14 protein-coding genes and 2 tRNA genes are annotated in these 13,279 nt (G+C 69.1%); 4 read left to right on the top strand and 12 right to left on the bottom strand.

Annotated features, from left to right (window positions below):
* Nucleotides 1-178: 178 nt before the first annotated feature.
* The 8 genes from IWC96_RS04870 to murA all read right to left on the bottom strand — a co-directional run bounded on the left by IWC96_RS04870 (nt 179) and on the right by murA (nt 4,690).
* Nucleotides 179-254, bottom strand: a tRNA-Phe gene (locus IWC96_RS04870).
* Between the two features lie 69 nt (nt 255-323).
* On the bottom strand, nt 324-500 hold the full coding sequence (locus IWC96_RS04865; RefSeq protein ID WP_081703543.1) for a DNA gyrase inhibitor YacG: 177 nt from the start codon (nt 498-500) through the stop codon (nt 324-326).
* A complete protein-coding gene (locus IWC96_RS04860; RefSeq protein ID WP_045319391.1) occupies nt 497-1,504 on the bottom strand; it encodes a S1 RNA-binding domain-containing protein in 1,008 nt (335 codons plus the stop codon). Before IWC96_RS04860 ends, IWC96_RS04865 begins: the two co-directional genes overlap by 4 nt.
* Entirely contained in the window at nt 1,501-2,100 is a 600-nt protein-coding gene (locus IWC96_RS04855; protein WP_196838433.1) for a Maf family protein, read from the bottom strand. Before IWC96_RS04855 ends, IWC96_RS04860 begins: the two co-directional genes overlap by 4 nt.
* Nucleotides 2,101-2,113: 13 nt before the next feature.
* Nucleotides 2,114-2,332 carry a translation initiation factor IF-1 gene (gene infA / locus IWC96_RS04850; RefSeq protein WP_021698539.1) on the bottom strand — a complete coding sequence of 73 codons (219 nt, stop codon included), beginning with the start codon at nt 2,330-2,332 and terminating at the stop codon, nt 2,114-2,116.
* 126 nt (nt 2,333-2,458) lie between these two features.
* The gene (locus IWC96_RS04845; protein ID WP_021698540.1) at nt 2,459-2,926 is read right to left on the bottom strand and encodes a UPF0262 family protein; all 468 of its coding nucleotides are present in this window, start codon (nt 2,924-2,926) and stop codon (nt 2,459-2,461) included.
* Nucleotides 2,923-3,414, bottom strand: a complete 492-nt coding sequence (locus tag IWC96_RS04840; RefSeq protein ID WP_021698541.1) for a DUF2948 family protein — start codon at nt 3,412-3,414, stop codon at nt 2,923-2,925. The genes IWC96_RS04845 and IWC96_RS04840 overlap by 4 nt, the downstream gene beginning before the upstream one ends.
* Nucleotides 3,404-4,690 (bottom strand): UDP-N-acetylglucosamine 1-carboxyvinyltransferase, encoded by a 1,287-nt coding sequence (murA, locus tag IWC96_RS04835; protein ID WP_021698542.1) that lies wholly within the window; start codon nt 4,688-4,690, stop codon nt 3,404-3,406. The genes IWC96_RS04840 and murA overlap by 11 nt, the downstream gene beginning before the upstream one ends.
* 877 nt (nt 4,691-5,567) lie before the next feature.
* Between murA and IWC96_RS04830 the strand changes: the two genes are divergently transcribed.
* Nucleotides 5,568-5,642 (top strand) — tRNA-Thr (locus tag IWC96_RS04830).
* Nucleotides 5,643-5,685: 43 nt separating this feature from the next.
* On the opposite strand, the gene IWC96_RS04825 is transcribed toward IWC96_RS04830, so the two are convergent.
* From IWC96_RS04825 to IWC96_RS04815, 3 genes are all read right to left on the bottom strand, one after another.
* Complete coding sequence (locus IWC96_RS04825; RefSeq protein WP_021698543.1) at nt 5,686-6,225, bottom strand: hypothetical protein; 540 nt, start codon at nt 6,223-6,225, stop codon at nt 5,686-5,688.
* Nucleotides 6,226-6,275: 50 nt separating this feature from the next.
* A complete protein-coding gene (gene msrB / locus IWC96_RS04820; protein WP_196838432.1) occupies nt 6,276-6,767 on the bottom strand; it encodes a peptide-methionine (R)-S-oxide reductase MsrB in 492 nt (163 codons plus the stop codon).
* Nucleotides 6,768-6,840: 73 nt separating this feature from the next.
* Nucleotides 6,841-8,328: a hypothetical protein gene (locus tag IWC96_RS04815; RefSeq protein WP_021698545.1), complete on the bottom strand. Its 1,488-nt coding sequence runs from the start codon at nt 8,326-8,328 to the stop codon at nt 6,841-6,843.
* Between the two features lie 166 nt (nt 8,329-8,494).
* On the opposite strand from IWC96_RS04815, the gene IWC96_RS04810 reads away from it, so the two are divergent.
* Genes IWC96_RS04810 through IWC96_RS04800 form a run of 3 tightly spaced genes read left to right on the top strand, consistent with a single transcriptional unit; the run spans nt 8,495 to nt 11,451 of the window.
* Complete coding sequence (locus IWC96_RS04810; protein WP_196838431.1) at nt 8,495-10,489, top strand: acetyl/propionyl/methylcrotonyl-CoA carboxylase subunit alpha; 1,995 nt, start codon at nt 8,495-8,497, stop codon at nt 10,487-10,489.
* Nucleotides 10,490-10,546: 57 nt separating this feature from the next.
* On the top strand, nt 10,547-11,041 hold the full coding sequence (locus IWC96_RS04805; protein ID WP_021698255.1) for a DUF805 domain-containing protein: 495 nt from the start codon (nt 10,547-10,549) through the stop codon (nt 11,039-11,041).
* Complete coding sequence (locus tag IWC96_RS04800) at nt 11,038-11,451, top strand: DUF805 domain-containing protein (RefSeq protein WP_045319291.1); 414 nt, start codon at nt 11,038-11,040, stop codon at nt 11,449-11,451. The genes IWC96_RS04805 and IWC96_RS04800 overlap by 4 nt, the downstream gene beginning before the upstream one ends.
* 3 nt (nt 11,452-11,454) lie before the next feature.
* Here the strand turns inward: IWC96_RS04800 and IWC96_RS04795 are convergent, their stop codons facing one another.
* On the bottom strand, nt 11,455-13,230 hold the full coding sequence (locus IWC96_RS04795; protein WP_021698257.1) for a VWA domain-containing protein: 1,776 nt from the start codon (nt 13,228-13,230) through the stop codon (nt 11,455-11,457).
* Nucleotides 13,231-13,279 lie beyond the last annotated feature (49 nt).

Here is a 13,279-nt window from a genome sequence, read left to right as displayed (position 1 = left end):
GATCGGGAGAGGGGAATCTCCGGTCACGCGGCGGCGGCATCTGCATCATGGTCAGTTGCTGAAATGTGGCGCAAAGGTGGCGCAGGGCGGCGGTCGCGGATCGTGACCACATAACGACGAAATGTTTTGGTCCGGCGGTAACCGGTGGCGCCGCTTGCAGGATAAGGGAGGAAAGGAGTGGTGCCTGGGGGCGGATTCGAACCACCGACACGCGGATTTTCAATCCGCTGCTCTACCAACTGAGCTACCCAGGCCCGGGTCCGGCGACGGCTCAGGCCGTCGGGAGCGGGGTCTATAAGCGAGGCCGATCAGCCTGTCCAGCGTCAGGCCCCATCCTCGCCGTCGCTTTCGCCATTTTCACCCGCCGGCGGCCCGGGAACGGCGTACCGACCGGTGAACCAGCGGCCCAGATCAATGTCCGCACACCGCTTCGAGCAGAAGGGTCGGTATCCGGGATCGACTTCGGCCTTGCGGCAGATTGGGCAGGTGGCACGGGTCATTCAACGATCACTCGGGTCAGAGGCAGGCTGTCATCAGCAAGGAGATGGGCGCGTGGGCCCAGACGCGCCACCAGGGCGGCGGCGGCGTTTGCGACCTCACCATGGCAGCGCGCGGTGACGCGCGCGCGCGTGGTGTCGGCCAGCAGGGCATGGTTCAGCCTCCGGGCCACATCTCGGGCGGCTGTTTCCACGCTCGGCCGGATCAGGTCCTCCAGTGGGGTGAAGGTCCAGGGCAGGACCAGTTGCAGCACGCCGAACCGGTTAACGGGGCCGTAGGCGATGGCGGGATCTGCGCCGAAGGCGGTTCGTGCGGCGGCGGTGACCTGCGCCCCGTCGTGCCCGGCGCCCAGCAGATCGACCGCCACCAGCCCGCCCCAGTGGCGCAGGCGGATCAAGCGTGCGGCGATGCGCAGCCCCTCCTGATTGGCGCGCTGCCGGTCCCTGCCGCTCAGGCCCCTGCCGGGCAGGGGCGGCTGGTCGATGTCGACGGTGATCATGGCGCGGGTGCGTTCGACCGCCACGTCCGGCCCGCTGTGCGGCAGGGTCGGGGCCTCGGCGTCCTCGATCGCAGCCCACCCGGCCTCGATGGCCGCCTTTCCGGTGATCGGGGCGACGCCGGGCGCCAGCCGGTCCAGCCACTCACTGACGCTGGGGCCAGGCCGGACCATGCGGGGGTCTCCTTCGGCCGCGCCCAGCATGCGCAGCGTGGGCCCCTTGGCCTCGCGCGGTTCGGCGACCACCTCGACCTCGATCTTCTGGCCGATGTGCAGGGTCGTGTTCCGGTTCATCGGCAGGAAGCCGTCTGCGCCGCCCAGATCCACAAAGGCGCCGCTCAGTCCCGGCTCCACCCGCGCGACCCGGCCGACGGACACGGCGCCGAGGCGCCGGGCGGGATCGTCGGCCTCCCGCTGGATCAGGATATGCTCGAAGCCGCGCTCGCTCTCGATGACGCCCCGCGTTTCGCCGGGGCTGTCGTCTATATAGACTTGGCGGTCGCCGCTCACGGCCGGGCCGGGCGCCAGCCGGCCCCGCGCAGGAGCTGGACCGTTTCGTAGAGCGGCAGGCCCATCACCGCGGGGTGGCTGCCGACGATGCGGCGCACGAAGGCGCCCGCGGGACCCTGGATGGCGTAGCCTCCCGCCTTGCCGCGCCAGTCGCCGGTTTTCAGATAGCCCGCGATCTCGTCGTCGGACAGCGGCTTGAAGGCCACGCGTGTTTCGACCACCCGCACCGCCGCGTCGCGTCCGGGGGCCTTGACCGCCACGCCGGTGAAGACCCGGTGGTTACGGCCGGACAGCAGCGCAAGGAAGCGCCGGGCCTCGGCTTCGTCCGCCGGCTTTTCCAGCAGGCGGCGTCCCACGGCGACGACAGTGTCGGCGGCCAGGACCAGGGCTTCGGTCTCGCGGGCGCCGACCGTCTCGGCCTTGATGCGCGCCAGGCGCTCGGCCAGTCGCGGCGGCGTCTCGGCCTTCAGGGGCGTTTCGTCGATGTCGGCGGGGACGATGCGGTCGGGTGTGATCCCGATCTGCGCCAGCAGTTCGATGCGGCGCGGACTGGCCGAGGCCAGCACAAGCGCGAGGCTTGGGGGCGGAGAGGCCACGCGGCCGCCCGCCTTACTTGAAGCGATAGGTGATGCGACCCTTGGTCAGGTCGTAGGGAGTCATCTCCACCAGAACCTTGTCGCCCGCCAGAACGCGGATGCGGTTCTTGCGCATCTTGCCGGCGGTGTGGGCGATGATCTCGTGGTCGTTTTCAAGCTTCACACGGAAGGTCGCGTTCGGCAGCAGCTCGCTGACGACGCCTGGAAACTCGAGCAGTTCTTCCTTCGACATGCAGTCTCTCTCGCCCTTGGGATACAGGTATCGGTCACGCTGGGCGCCGGCGCGGCTCGAAATCGGACGCGGCCTAATGCACCAAAACAGGCCGGGCGTCGAGTTCTGACGGGAAATAGCGTCGGGTCAGCCGCGACGCCACAGGGCGCAGACCAGGGTGAACAGGCGGCGGGCGGTTTCGTGGTCCACCTCGACCTTGCCCTCCAGCCGCGCCTTCATGGCCTCGGCGCCTTCGTTGTGAAGACCGCGCCGCCCCATGTCGACGGACTCGATCTGGCTGGCCGACGAGCCGCGCAGGGCTTCGTAGTAGCTGTCGCAGATCATCAGGTAATCGCGGATCACCGTCTTCAGCGGGGTCAGGGACAGCAGGTGTCCCTTGCGATAGGCCGGCCCGGTGATGTCCATGGCCAGGCGGCTGTCCTGCAATGACAGTTTCAGTTGATACGGACCGCCCTCGGCGCCTGCGGGGGTGAAGCTGTTCTGCTCCACCAGATCGAAGATGGCCACGCGCCGGGCATGCTCGATCTCGGCCGTGGCCGAGGGCAGGGAGGCTTCGTCCAGATCGACGGCCGACAGGCGATGGGGACCGCTCATGCCGGATCCTCTTCATGGCGCGGCGCGCTTCGGGCCCGCCAGCGTTCGGAGATGTCGGCCAGGACCGCGTTCATGCACTCCACGTCCACGCGCAGGTCGCCGCCGCCGGCGAACATCATGACCACCCGGCCGCCCGGCGCCTCGCCCGGCATGAAGTCCATGGCCAGCAGCTCCAGGGGAATCTCGGGGGCGCGGGGCATGTCGCGGCTCTTGACGGCCATGACGTCGCCGAACTGCAGCGCCGCCTGGACCCGGGTGCCGCCGCATTCCCAGCAGAACCGGCGCAAGGTGATGGTCAGCCGCCGCGCCGCGCTTTCCCACAGGATGTCGCCCGGCGTGAGGATGGCGTCCTGAAGCGCCGCCGAGATGATCAGCAGATCCTCGTGATCCTCGGCCAGCAGGCGCAGGGGCGGCAGGGGCGGGCCCTTGTCCTCGGCGACCTTGTCCTCGCTCAGGTCCGTTTCGACGGCGGTGGTCTCAGTGTCCATCCTCATAGCCTTTCAGCCGCCGCACCTCGGCGCCGCAGGCCCCCAGCTTCTCCTCAAGCCGCTCGAACCCGCGATCCAGATGATAGACCCGGCCGATGGTGGTTTCACCCTCCGCCGCCAGGCCCGCGATCACCAGGCTGACCGAGGCGCGCAAATCGGTGGCCATGACCTCGGCGCCGTGCAGCGCTTCGACGCCCCGCACGCGGGCCTCACCGCCGTGCACGGTGATGTCGGCGCCCAGGCGCATCAGCTCGGGCACGTGCATGAAGCGGTTCTCGAAGATGGTCTCCGAAATCACGCTCTCGCCCTCAGCCAGGGTCATCAGGGCCATGAACTGGGCCTGCAGGTCGGTGGCGAAGCCGGGATAGACCTCGGTGGTCACATCGACGGGCTGGAGGCGTCCGCCGTCGCGGCGGATGCGCAGGCCGTCCGGCGTCTCGTCCACCGTGACCCCCGCCTCGCGCAGCTTGGCGGTCAGGGCGGTCAGCAGCGCGGGCCGCATCTTCGTCAGGGTCACGTCGCCGCCGGTCATGGCCGCGGCGGTCGCATAGGTGCCCGCCTCGATGCGGTCGGGGATGACGCTCCAGTCCGCGCCCGACAGGGAGCCGACGCCGGTGATGGTCAGGGTCGGGGTGTCGATGCCCTCCACCCTGGCGCCCATGGCGTTCAGGCAATGGGCCAGGTCGCCGATCTCGGGCTCGCGCGCCGCGTTGTGGAGCACGGTCACGCCCTGGGCCAGGACGGCCGCCAGCAGGGCGTGTTCGGTGGCGCCCACGGAAACGAAGGGAAAGGTGATCTCGGCGCCGCGGAGACCTTTCGGCGCCTGGGCCGAGACATAGCCCTCCTCCAGCTCGATGACCGCGCCCAGGGCGCTCAGGGCCTGCAGGTGCAGGTCCACCGGCCGCGCGCCGATGGTGCAGCCGCCCGGCAGGCTGACCCGCGCATGGCCGGTGCGCGCCAGCAGCGGCCCCAGCACATTGAACGAGGCCCGCATCTGGCGGACCAGATCATAGGGCGCGAAGGTCGAGGTGATCTCGGCGGCGTGCAGTACGGTTTCGGTTCCGTCCGCGCCGTCCTGCTCGGTGACGCTGACGCCCAGTCCGCGCAGCAGCTCGCCCAGGAACCGGGTGTCGGCCAGGCGCGGCATGTTGGTCAGGCGCAGCGGCTGCTCGGTCAGCAGCGAGGCGGCCATCAGCTTGATGGCGGAGTTCTTGGCGCCGCTGATCGGAATGGCTCCGTTCAGCCGGGCGCCGCCGGTGATGGCGATGCGGTCCATGGGGTCTCTGTCGAGGCTGCGCCCGGCGCGGGCGAAGCGGGGGCGGTATCTAGCCTGTCTCGCGCGCCGGTTGAAAGGGGCGAGAACGGACTGTCACGCCTCTTGATCAGACGCCGCCACGCACTGCGCCTCCGCGCGGCGTGCCCGGCGGAGTTGGGGAAGCGGCGGGCGCGGGCGATCTCGCCCGGGACCGGGACGGCGCCGTCGCCGGCGGCCGCCCTTGATGTGTGTTTCGGCGTGGTCGCTCGCGCCCGCCCGGTCGTTCTGTGCGTGAGCGCCGCGGGGGAGGGCTCTCTTCAGCCGGCCGACGCGCGACCTCGTTTGTCGCGCGCCCAGAGTTCCGCCGGTTCGTCCCCATGCCGCATGCTCGGCCCACGACGGGCGGCGGCGTCCAGGACGCCCGCCGGACCCCGGGCTCTCAATGCCCGGGCGATCCCGCTCGACCGGTCCCGCTGCGCGTCCGGCCCTGGCGCCAACGCCTTCCCCCGCAACGGAACCCGAGAAGGGTACGCCAGCGACGAACGCAGTCGGAAAACCAGACGAAAAAACCGTCTCGACCGTTCTGCGGCAAGGCATTGGGGTCTGGAAATGCGGGACGAACGGGCGAGTTGGTCCCGCTTTTCAGGCTCAGTCGGCGTCGGACGGGGGCGCGGAGGGCGGCGCCTTGCGACGGCGGAGATTCGTGCGCAGGGCGGCGGCCAGACGCGCCTCCCGTTCCGCCTTGGCCTTTTCGGCGGGCGTGGGCGGCTTTGGCGTCGGTGTGTCGGGCGGGCTTTTCACCGGGCGATAAAGGCTGGATGCAGGAATGCGATCAAGAGGCGTTTTGGCCTTTGCATCGGGCGAACGTATTGGCTATACGGCCGCTTCCTCAGATTTCGCCGCCGTAGCTCAGTGGTAGAGCGCATCCTTGGTAAGGCTGAGGTCGTGGGTTCGATTCCCCCCGGCGGCACCATCTGAAGCAAGAGGCCCGGACAACCGTCCGGGCCTTTTTGCATTCACCAGTCCTGATCGTCCGGGATGGCGGTGATGCCTCGGGTCCGCAGGGACCGGGGCGTCAGTCCCTCGGCGCCCCAGGCGCTCCACGGGTCCTGCGCGCCGAGATACGACCCGGAGCGCAGGCCATAGCTGTCGTACCGGGGGTCGTAATACGGATTGTACGCGGGGAGCCCGCCCTTCGATTCGCTGTAGTGCAGTCGGGCGAAGCCGTTCTCGCCCAAGGGTACGGACACATCCACGCCGAAGGCCTGATAGCCGTGCGATCCGATCGCCGCGCTGACCTGGCCGCGAATCCTGCGTTCCGGCGCGAACGGCGCGTCGTAGTCGAACGGGCCGTCGCCCGTCTCCATGGGCGCGGCGGACGATGCGCCGATCCAGGCGGCGATCTGCTGGTCAGTGGTCATGGCGCGCGGCGCCGTGATGGACGGCGCGGCCGTTTCCTCGGCGGCCGCCGGCGCGGACACATGGCCCTGGTCGCGGCCGGCCGTGGCGATGGGCTGGTCGGACAGGACCAGAACGGCGAGGGCGGTCAGGATCATGGCGTTACTCCAGTGCCGTCACGCTGACGACTGAATGCGGCGGGGGCGTGTCACCCGGGCAGATGATCGCCGCGCCCGAGCGGGTCAGGCAGCGCCTCGCCGTCCGGGGTGAAGCTCAGGGCCGCCGAGTTGATGCAGTAGCGCTCGCCCGTAGGCGGCGGGCCGTCGGGAAAGACGTGGCCCTGATGGCTGTCGCAGCGGGCGCAGCGGGTCTCGACCCGCACCATGCCGTATGAGGTGTCCGTGATCGCGCGCACGTGCTCGGGATCATAGGGGGTGTTGAAGCTGGGCCAGCCGGTGCCGCTTTCGAACTTGGTCTTCGTCTGGAACAGGGGCAGGCCGCACAGGCGGCAGCAGAAGACGCCCGCCCGCTTCTCCTCCAGCAGCGTCCCGCAGAACGGCGCCTCGGTGCCGTGGTTCAGCAGCACGCGCCGCTCCTCGTCGTTCAGGCCGTGTTCGAGGATGGCCATCTGTGACGGACTGGGCGGGGTCAGATCGAAGCCGGACGCGGAGCGGGGAGACGTTGATGCAGCTTGGGTCATGGTCTGGAAATAGGAAACGCCGGACGGGGTTCCAGCCCCGCCCGGCGTTGGTTGGTTCAGGATGTGGATGGAATCAGCCGCCGAACAGGCCGGCGACCCAGGCGCGCACGGCGGTCTCGTCCGTGGGGTCGCCCGTGTAGGTCAGGCCCTGATCCGGCGTGTGCGGCTGGTTCGAGGCGCGCTCGCGGTTGATCCAGGCCTTGTGGCCATAGACCACGCGGCCGAAGCCCGAGGGCAGGGCGGTGATGGTCGGCTCGATGAACAGGGTGTCAGCGCTGGTGGTCTGGCCCGCCAGACGCACGTTCGGCAGATCCTTCAGCACGTCCACCGCGTCCAGACAGCCGCCGGAGCAGCCGCCGTCCACCAGAACCACCACATTGCCGCGCACCGGATTGGCGCCGGTTTCGATGTCGCCTATGGCGGGGATCGGGCGGGTGAAGGACTGCTGGCCGGCCTGGATGGCCTGATCGAAGGCCGCGACCACAGCCTGGGTTTCGGCGATGGTGGCGGGGTTGTTGGCCACGAAGGCGGGGTCGCCCTGCATGCGGGCCAGGGCCTGGGCGAACCACTCGCGGTTGGCCGGGGTGGCGCGATAGCCGAGCTCGACGTCGGTGGGCTGGGCCGCGCCGATCATTTCCGGCTCCCAGATGCGGGCCGCGGCCCGCAGGGCGTAGCTGGCGGCAGAGGCCGAGGTTCCATCGGCGCCGCGCAGGTCGATCACCACGCCGGGGGCGCCGCGGATGGCGGACTGCTGGGCGTCCACCTGGGCCAGGAAGGCTGCCCAGTCGGCGTCGTCCGCCAGGGTGTGGATGTTCACCCAGGCCAGGCCGTTGACCATTTCCACCGCCAGCGGAACCGACGGCGGCACATAGACCGAGGCGCGATAGGCGGCCTCGCGGTCCTCGGGGGCCGCGAAGTCAGTCACGATGTCCACGTTGCGGCGGCGACGGCCGTCCATGAAGCGGCATTCGGCGGGCAGGCCGCCGGCCATGGGGTTGCCCCGGTCCCAGAACAGGTAGGGCGCCGTCTCGATGCGGTCCGCCTCGAGGTTGAGATCGCCTTCCCAGCGGTCCAGACGGCGCTGGGCGATTTCCTCGGCCGGGGTTCCATCGCAGGACTCCAGCACCCATCCCACCTGCGGAACGTTGCGGCGCACGCCGTCCTTGACCCAGGTGACCACATAGGCGCCGTCGCGCCAGGCCGTGGCGAAATTGGCCCAGGCCACGGCGTCCCAGGGCTCGCGGCCCTCCCACGTCGGGCCGAGGCTGATGTTGGCGTCGCGGAAGCCGTAACCGTAGCCGCGCAGCAGATAGGCGTAGGCGTTGGGCGAGTTGACCCGGCCCAGATTGCCCTGGGCCTCCGCATAGCCTTCGTCCAGCCAGGTGCGGAACCGGGCGCTGGAGGGCGCCTCGATGACGGCTGCGGGGTGGTTCTGGCTCAGCGCCTCACGGGCGGCGGTCAGGTCCTGTTCGGCGGCGGCGCGCCAGTCCTGGGCGGTCGCGGCCTGGGCGGCGAGGCCCAGGGCCAGGACGGACACTGCAGTGGCGAGGAGGGTTTTCACGGCAGGGAGCTCCGGATCGGTTAATGTACGGGTGGCGGGTGTTAAACCCTATCAGCCCACCTTCGCCAACCCCGCATGGGGCCGGGCGGGCGTTTACACGGGGTGGCATGGGCCGTAAGCGAACCTCGGCAAGCGGCGCAGACCGCGTCAGGGAAGTCATCAAGGCATGTTCTCCAAGATTCTCATCGCCAACCGGGGCGAGATCGCCGTCCGCATCATCAAGACCTGTCGGCGCATGGGCATCGCGACGGTGCAGGTCTATTCGGAGGCGGACGCCGGCTCGCTGGCCGTGGAGATGGCGGACGAGGCGGTCCTGATCGGTCCGGCGCCGGCGAACCAGTCCTATCTGCTGGCGGACAGGATCGTGGAGGCGGTGCGCCAGACCGGCGCGGAAGCGGTGCACCCGGGCTTCGGTTTCCTGAGCGAGAACGCCGGTTTCGCCCGGCGGCTGCGCGACGAGGGCATCGCCTTCATCGGCCCGAACCCTGAGGCCATCGACGCCATGGGGGACAAGATCAGCTCCAAGAAGCTGGCCGCCGAGGCGGGTGTGTCCACCGTGCCGGGCCACATGGGCCTGATCGAGACGCCGGAAGAGGCGGTGAAGATCGCGCGCGAGATCGGCTATCCCATCATGATCAAGGCCTCGGCCGGGGGCGGGGGCAAGGGCATCCGCGTGGCCCATTCGGACTCCGACATGGCCGAGGGCTTCGCCGCGGTGAAGGCTGAGGCGAAGAACGCCTTCGGCGACGACCGGGTGTTCCTCGAGAAATTCATCATCGACCCGCGCCACATCGAGATCCAGGTGCTGGGCGACAAGCACGGCAACGTGATCCATCTGTTCGAGCGGGAATGCTCGATCCAGCGCCGCAACCAGAAGGTCATCGAGGAAGCGCCGTCGCCGCTGCTGGATGAGGCCACCCGCGCCGCCATGGGGGCCCAGGCCGTGGCCCTGGCGAAGGCCGTCAATTATGACTCCGCCGGGACGGTGGAGTTCGTGGCCGGGCAGGACAAGTCGTTCTACTTCCTCGAGATGAACACCCGCCTGCAGGTGGAGCATCCGGTGACGGAGCTGATCACCGGGGTCGATCTGGTGGAGCAGATGATCCGCTCGGCCTGGGGCGAAGAGCTGAACCTGACCCAGAAGGATCTGAAGATCGACGGCTGGGCCATCGAGAGCCGCATCTACGCCGAGGATCCCTATCGCGGCTTCCTGCCGTCCATCGGGCGGCTGGTGCGCTACGACCAGCCCGCCGAGGGCGAGCAGGACGGCTATGTGGTGCGCAACGATTCCGGCGTCCGCGAGGGCGACGAGATCAGCATGTTCTACGATCCCATGATCGCCAAGCTGTGCGCCTGGGCCCCGACCCGCGAGGGCGCCATCGACGGCATGGGCCGGGCGCTGGAGGACACCCATCTGGAAGGCGTCGGCCACAACGTCCCCTTCCTGGCGGCGGTGATGGAGCAGGAGCGGTTCCGCTCGGGCGTGCTGTCCACCAGCTACATCAAGGACGAGTTCCCGGACGGCTTCGACGGCCTGCCGGTGGCGGGCTTCGGGCGGGATGTGATGATCGCGGCGGCGGCGGCCATGAACGAGATCCTCGCCGAACAGTCGGGCGATCCTTCGGACCGGTTCGAATGGGCCGTCCTGATCGGCGGCGAACGCCAGGGGATCATGGTGGGCTATGACGATGACGAGAGTCTGGTCATCGATCTGGACGGGGATCACACCCTGACCCTGACCGATATCGACTGGCGTCCCGGCCTGGCCCAATTCAAGGCGGTGCTCGCCGACGGCGCCGCCGAGGGCCGGCCCTTCACCGCCGAGGTGAAGCGCGCGCCGGACGGTTTCGACATCCGCTGGCGGGCCTCGAAGGCGCGGGTGCGGGTGCTGGCGCCCCACATCGCCGACCTCTACGCCCGCCTGCCGGAGAAGGAGGCGGCCGACACCTCCAAGCTGATCCAGTCGCCCATGCCGGGCCTGGTGGTCTCCATCAATGTGAAGCCGGGCCAGGCGGTGCAGTCCGGCGAGGCGGTGGCCGTGATCGAGGCCATGAAGATGCAGAACATCCTGCGCGCCGAGCACGACGGCACGGTCAAGACCGTCAGCGCCGCCGCCGGCGACAGCGTGGCCGCCGACGACGTGCTGGTGGAGTTCGAATAGGTTTGTCAGCCTCCGTCCGTCGGCTAGGCTGACCTTCCAATGGCCGGGGAGGGGCGAATGGACATCTTTTCCTTCAAGGGACGGGCGAACCGTCTGGAGTTCTGGCTGATCTGCTTCGGTCTGACGGTCGTGCTGATGTTGTTCAGCATGTTCGCGGGCATGATCCTCAGTGCGGTGCTGTCAGGGCTCTCTGCGGAAACCAGGGGATGGGCCCAGTTAACCTTCGGCCTGGTCGTCACCCTGCTGTTCCTTTGGCCCATCCTCGCCGTCGGCGTGCGCCGGGCGCATGATCGCGGCGCCAGCGGCAAGTGGTTCGTGCTTTTCTATGTTTCGTCCGTGGTGCTCAATCTGTGGTCCGCCGGAATGGACATGCGGGGCGTCCCCCTGGAGTCTGCGGAATCGACAGTGGTCGCCCTGCTGGGGTTGGTGTTCTTCGTCTTCTGGCTGTTCTTCCTTGTCACGCTCGGATTCCTGCCGGGCCGGCGGGAGCCAAACGCCTATGGTCCACCGGCGAACGCCAAGATCGAAAATTATCGCGCACCGGCGGGATGACGCGCACGGACGTTGCATCCAAAGCGCCCTTTACGGCAGCGCTGTTCCTGTCCCCGAAAGGGCGGATCGACCGGCGGCCGTTCGTTGTCGGCGTGGTCGTTCTGGTCGCGGTGCTGGCCCTGTTCCAGTGGTTCGCCGTGGGCCAGTGGTGGCATGTGCCGGTGGGCTGGGTCTTCTATCCGGCCTGGGTCTATGCGGCGGTGTGCGTGCTGGCCAAACGGCTGCATGACCGGGGGCGCAGCGGCTGGTGGGCGGCGGGCGTGCTGATCGGCTTCAACTTCATCTGGCCGTATCCGGACAGCCTGGTCGGCGCCGCGGGACTGATCGTCATCATCTGGGCCGCGGTCGAACTGGGGTGGATGAAGGGCGAGGAGGGGGCGAACCGGCACGGCCCGCCCCTCGACGCCTGATCGTCAGGGCCTGTCGCGGGGCGGCAGTTCGGACGCCGCCCGGATCATCTGAACGAAGGCGGCCCGCTCGCCATAGGGGTCGTCGCCGCGCGCGCCCTGGGCCAGGTCCAGCACCTGATCCCAGCCATAATCGGCGCCCAGCCACGGATCGCGGCGCAGGCGCTGGCCGAAGGCGGCGACGGCCAGGGCCCAACGGGTGCTTTCCGGCGCGGAAGCCGAGGCGGGGCCGGACACGGGCGTCTGCATCAGCACGGACTCGTCCTCGCCCGGCAGCTTGTAGCGCACCTGGACGAAGGCTAGTTCGTCCGACGTGGCGGGCGGCGCCTGGCGGGTGTCATAGCGACGCTCCGACAGCTGGGTCGGACCGCCCACGGGCGTGATCTCGTACAGCGCCGTCACCGAGGCGCCCGAGCCGACCTCGCCCGCGTCGACCGCGTCATTGTTGAAGTCGGCCTCGTCCAGCAGGCGCGTCTCGTAGCCGATCAGCCGCCATTCCGCGACATGGGCGGGGTTGAACTCCACCTGGATCTTCACGTCGTCGGCGATGGGGAAGGCGCCCCTGTCGAAGGCGGGACCGAACAGCCGCCGCGCCTCGTTCAGGCTGTCCACATAGGCCGCCGTGCCGTTCCCGGCCTGCGAGATGGTCTGCATGCGGGCGTCCTGGTAGTTGCCGCGCCCGAAGCCGTAGACCGACAGATAGATGCCGCTGTCCCGTTGCAGCGACACATACTCCTCGATGGAGCGGTTGTCGGTGACGCCCACGTTGAAGTCGCCGTCGGTGAACATGAGGATGCGGTTCACCCGGTCCTCGGCGTAGTTCACCCGCGCCTGGTCGTAGGCGTTGGTCATGCCGGTGGCGCCGGCGGTGCCGCCATAGGCACGCAGGCTCTCCACCGCGCAACGGATGCGCAGCTTGTCCGTGCCGGGGGTGGACTGCAGCGTCGTGCCCGCGCCCTCGGCGTAATAGGTCACGGCGACCGTATCCTGGGGCCGCAGCCGGTCGATGATCAGGTTCATGGTCCGCTGGGCCAGTTCCAGCTTGTCTGGACTGTTCATGGACCCGGACACATCGACCAGGAAGGTCAGGTTCAGCGGCCGACGCTGATCTTCGGGCAACTCATAGCCCTGAAGGCCCACATGGACGATCCGGCGGCCCTCGGCCCAGGGCGAGTCCACCACGGTGGTGGTGACCGCGAAGGGCTCGTCAGCGCTTTCGGGCTGTCCGTAGCCGTAGTCGAAATAGTTGATCATCTCCTCGACGCGCACGGCGTCGACGGGCGGAGACATGCCGTCATTGATGAAGCGCCGCACATTGGAATAGCTGGCCGTGTCCACGTCGATGGAGAAGGTCGAGACCGGCTCGTCCATCGTCCGGCGCACCGCATTGGGCGTGGCCTGGGGATAGGATTCGGGCGCCCCGGCGGTCACCGGGCCAGGCGCGATGCGTGTGCCTGTGACGACGATTGGCTGAGGCGCGGCCGGGCTGACCTGAGGCGAAGGTGCGCCGACGGGCGGCGGGGGAGGCGGCGGCGGCGGCGGAGGCGGAGGCGGAGGCGGCGACGCGGGCGGCGGCGGCGCTCCATAATGAAGGCTGGAGCTCATCGGCCGGGTGGGCGGCGCCGGAAACCGGGAATAGACGTTCACCGGCTCCTTGTAGATTTCGAAGCCCAGCGCCGCGCAGGCCGCGCGGGTCGGCGCGCCGTCGCCAGGCGCATAGGCCGATCCGCCCGATGGCGATTGCGCCCCCACAGGGGTGACCAGACCCAGGCTGGCGGCCATGCAGACCCCGACCTTCAACTTCCTTGAACCCAACATCGACAGCTCCCGA

Origin of the sequence: Brevundimonas sp. BAL450, assembly GCF_015767455.1 — a bacterium.
In the GTDB taxonomy this organism is placed as follows: Bacteria; Pseudomonadota; Alphaproteobacteria; order Caulobacterales; family Caulobacteraceae; genus Brevundimonas; species Brevundimonas abyssalis.
Note: the sequence above shows the minus strand (reverse complement) of the source record. Positions and strands in the feature narration are given on the sequence as shown.

Coding starts and splice junctions, on each gene's coding strand:
- murA (WP_021698542.1), bottom strand. CDS start 4,690: ATGGACCGCATCGCCATCACCGGCGGCGCCCGGCTGAACGGAGCCATT.
- IWC96_RS04800 (WP_045319291.1), top strand. CDS start 11,038: ATGACGCGCACGGACGTTGCATCCAAAGCGCCCTTTACGGCAGCGCTG.
- IWC96_RS04865 (WP_081703543.1), bottom strand. CDS start 500: ATGACCCGTGCCACCTGCCCAATCTGCCGCAAGGCCGAAGTCGATCCC.
- IWC96_RS04840 (WP_021698541.1), bottom strand. CDS start 3,414: ATGGACACTGAGACCACCGCCGTCGAAACGGACCTGAGCGAGGACAAG.
- IWC96_RS04825 (WP_021698543.1), bottom strand. CDS start 6,225: ATGATCCTGACCGCCCTCGCCGTTCTGGTCCTGTCCGACCAGCCCATC.
- IWC96_RS04845 (WP_021698540.1), bottom strand. CDS start 2,926: ATGAGCGGTCCCCATCGCCTGTCGGCCGTCGATCTGGACGAAGCCTCC.
- IWC96_RS04795 (WP_021698257.1), bottom strand. CDS start 13,230: ATGGCCGCCAGCCTGGGTCTGGTCACCCCTGTGGGGGCGCAATCGCCA.
- IWC96_RS04810 (WP_196838431.1), top strand. CDS start 8,495: ATGTTCTCCAAGATTCTCATCGCCAACCGGGGCGAGATCGCCGTCCGC.
- IWC96_RS04805 (WP_021698255.1), top strand. CDS start 10,547: ATGGACATCTTTTCCTTCAAGGGACGGGCGAACCGTCTGGAGTTCTGG.
- infA (WP_021698539.1), bottom strand. CDS start 2,332: ATGTCGAAGGAAGAACTGCTCGAGTTTCCAGGCGTCGTCAGCGAGCTG.
- msrB (WP_196838432.1), bottom strand. CDS start 6,767: ATGACCCAAGCTGCATCAACGTCTCCCCGCTCCGCGTCCGGCTTCGAT.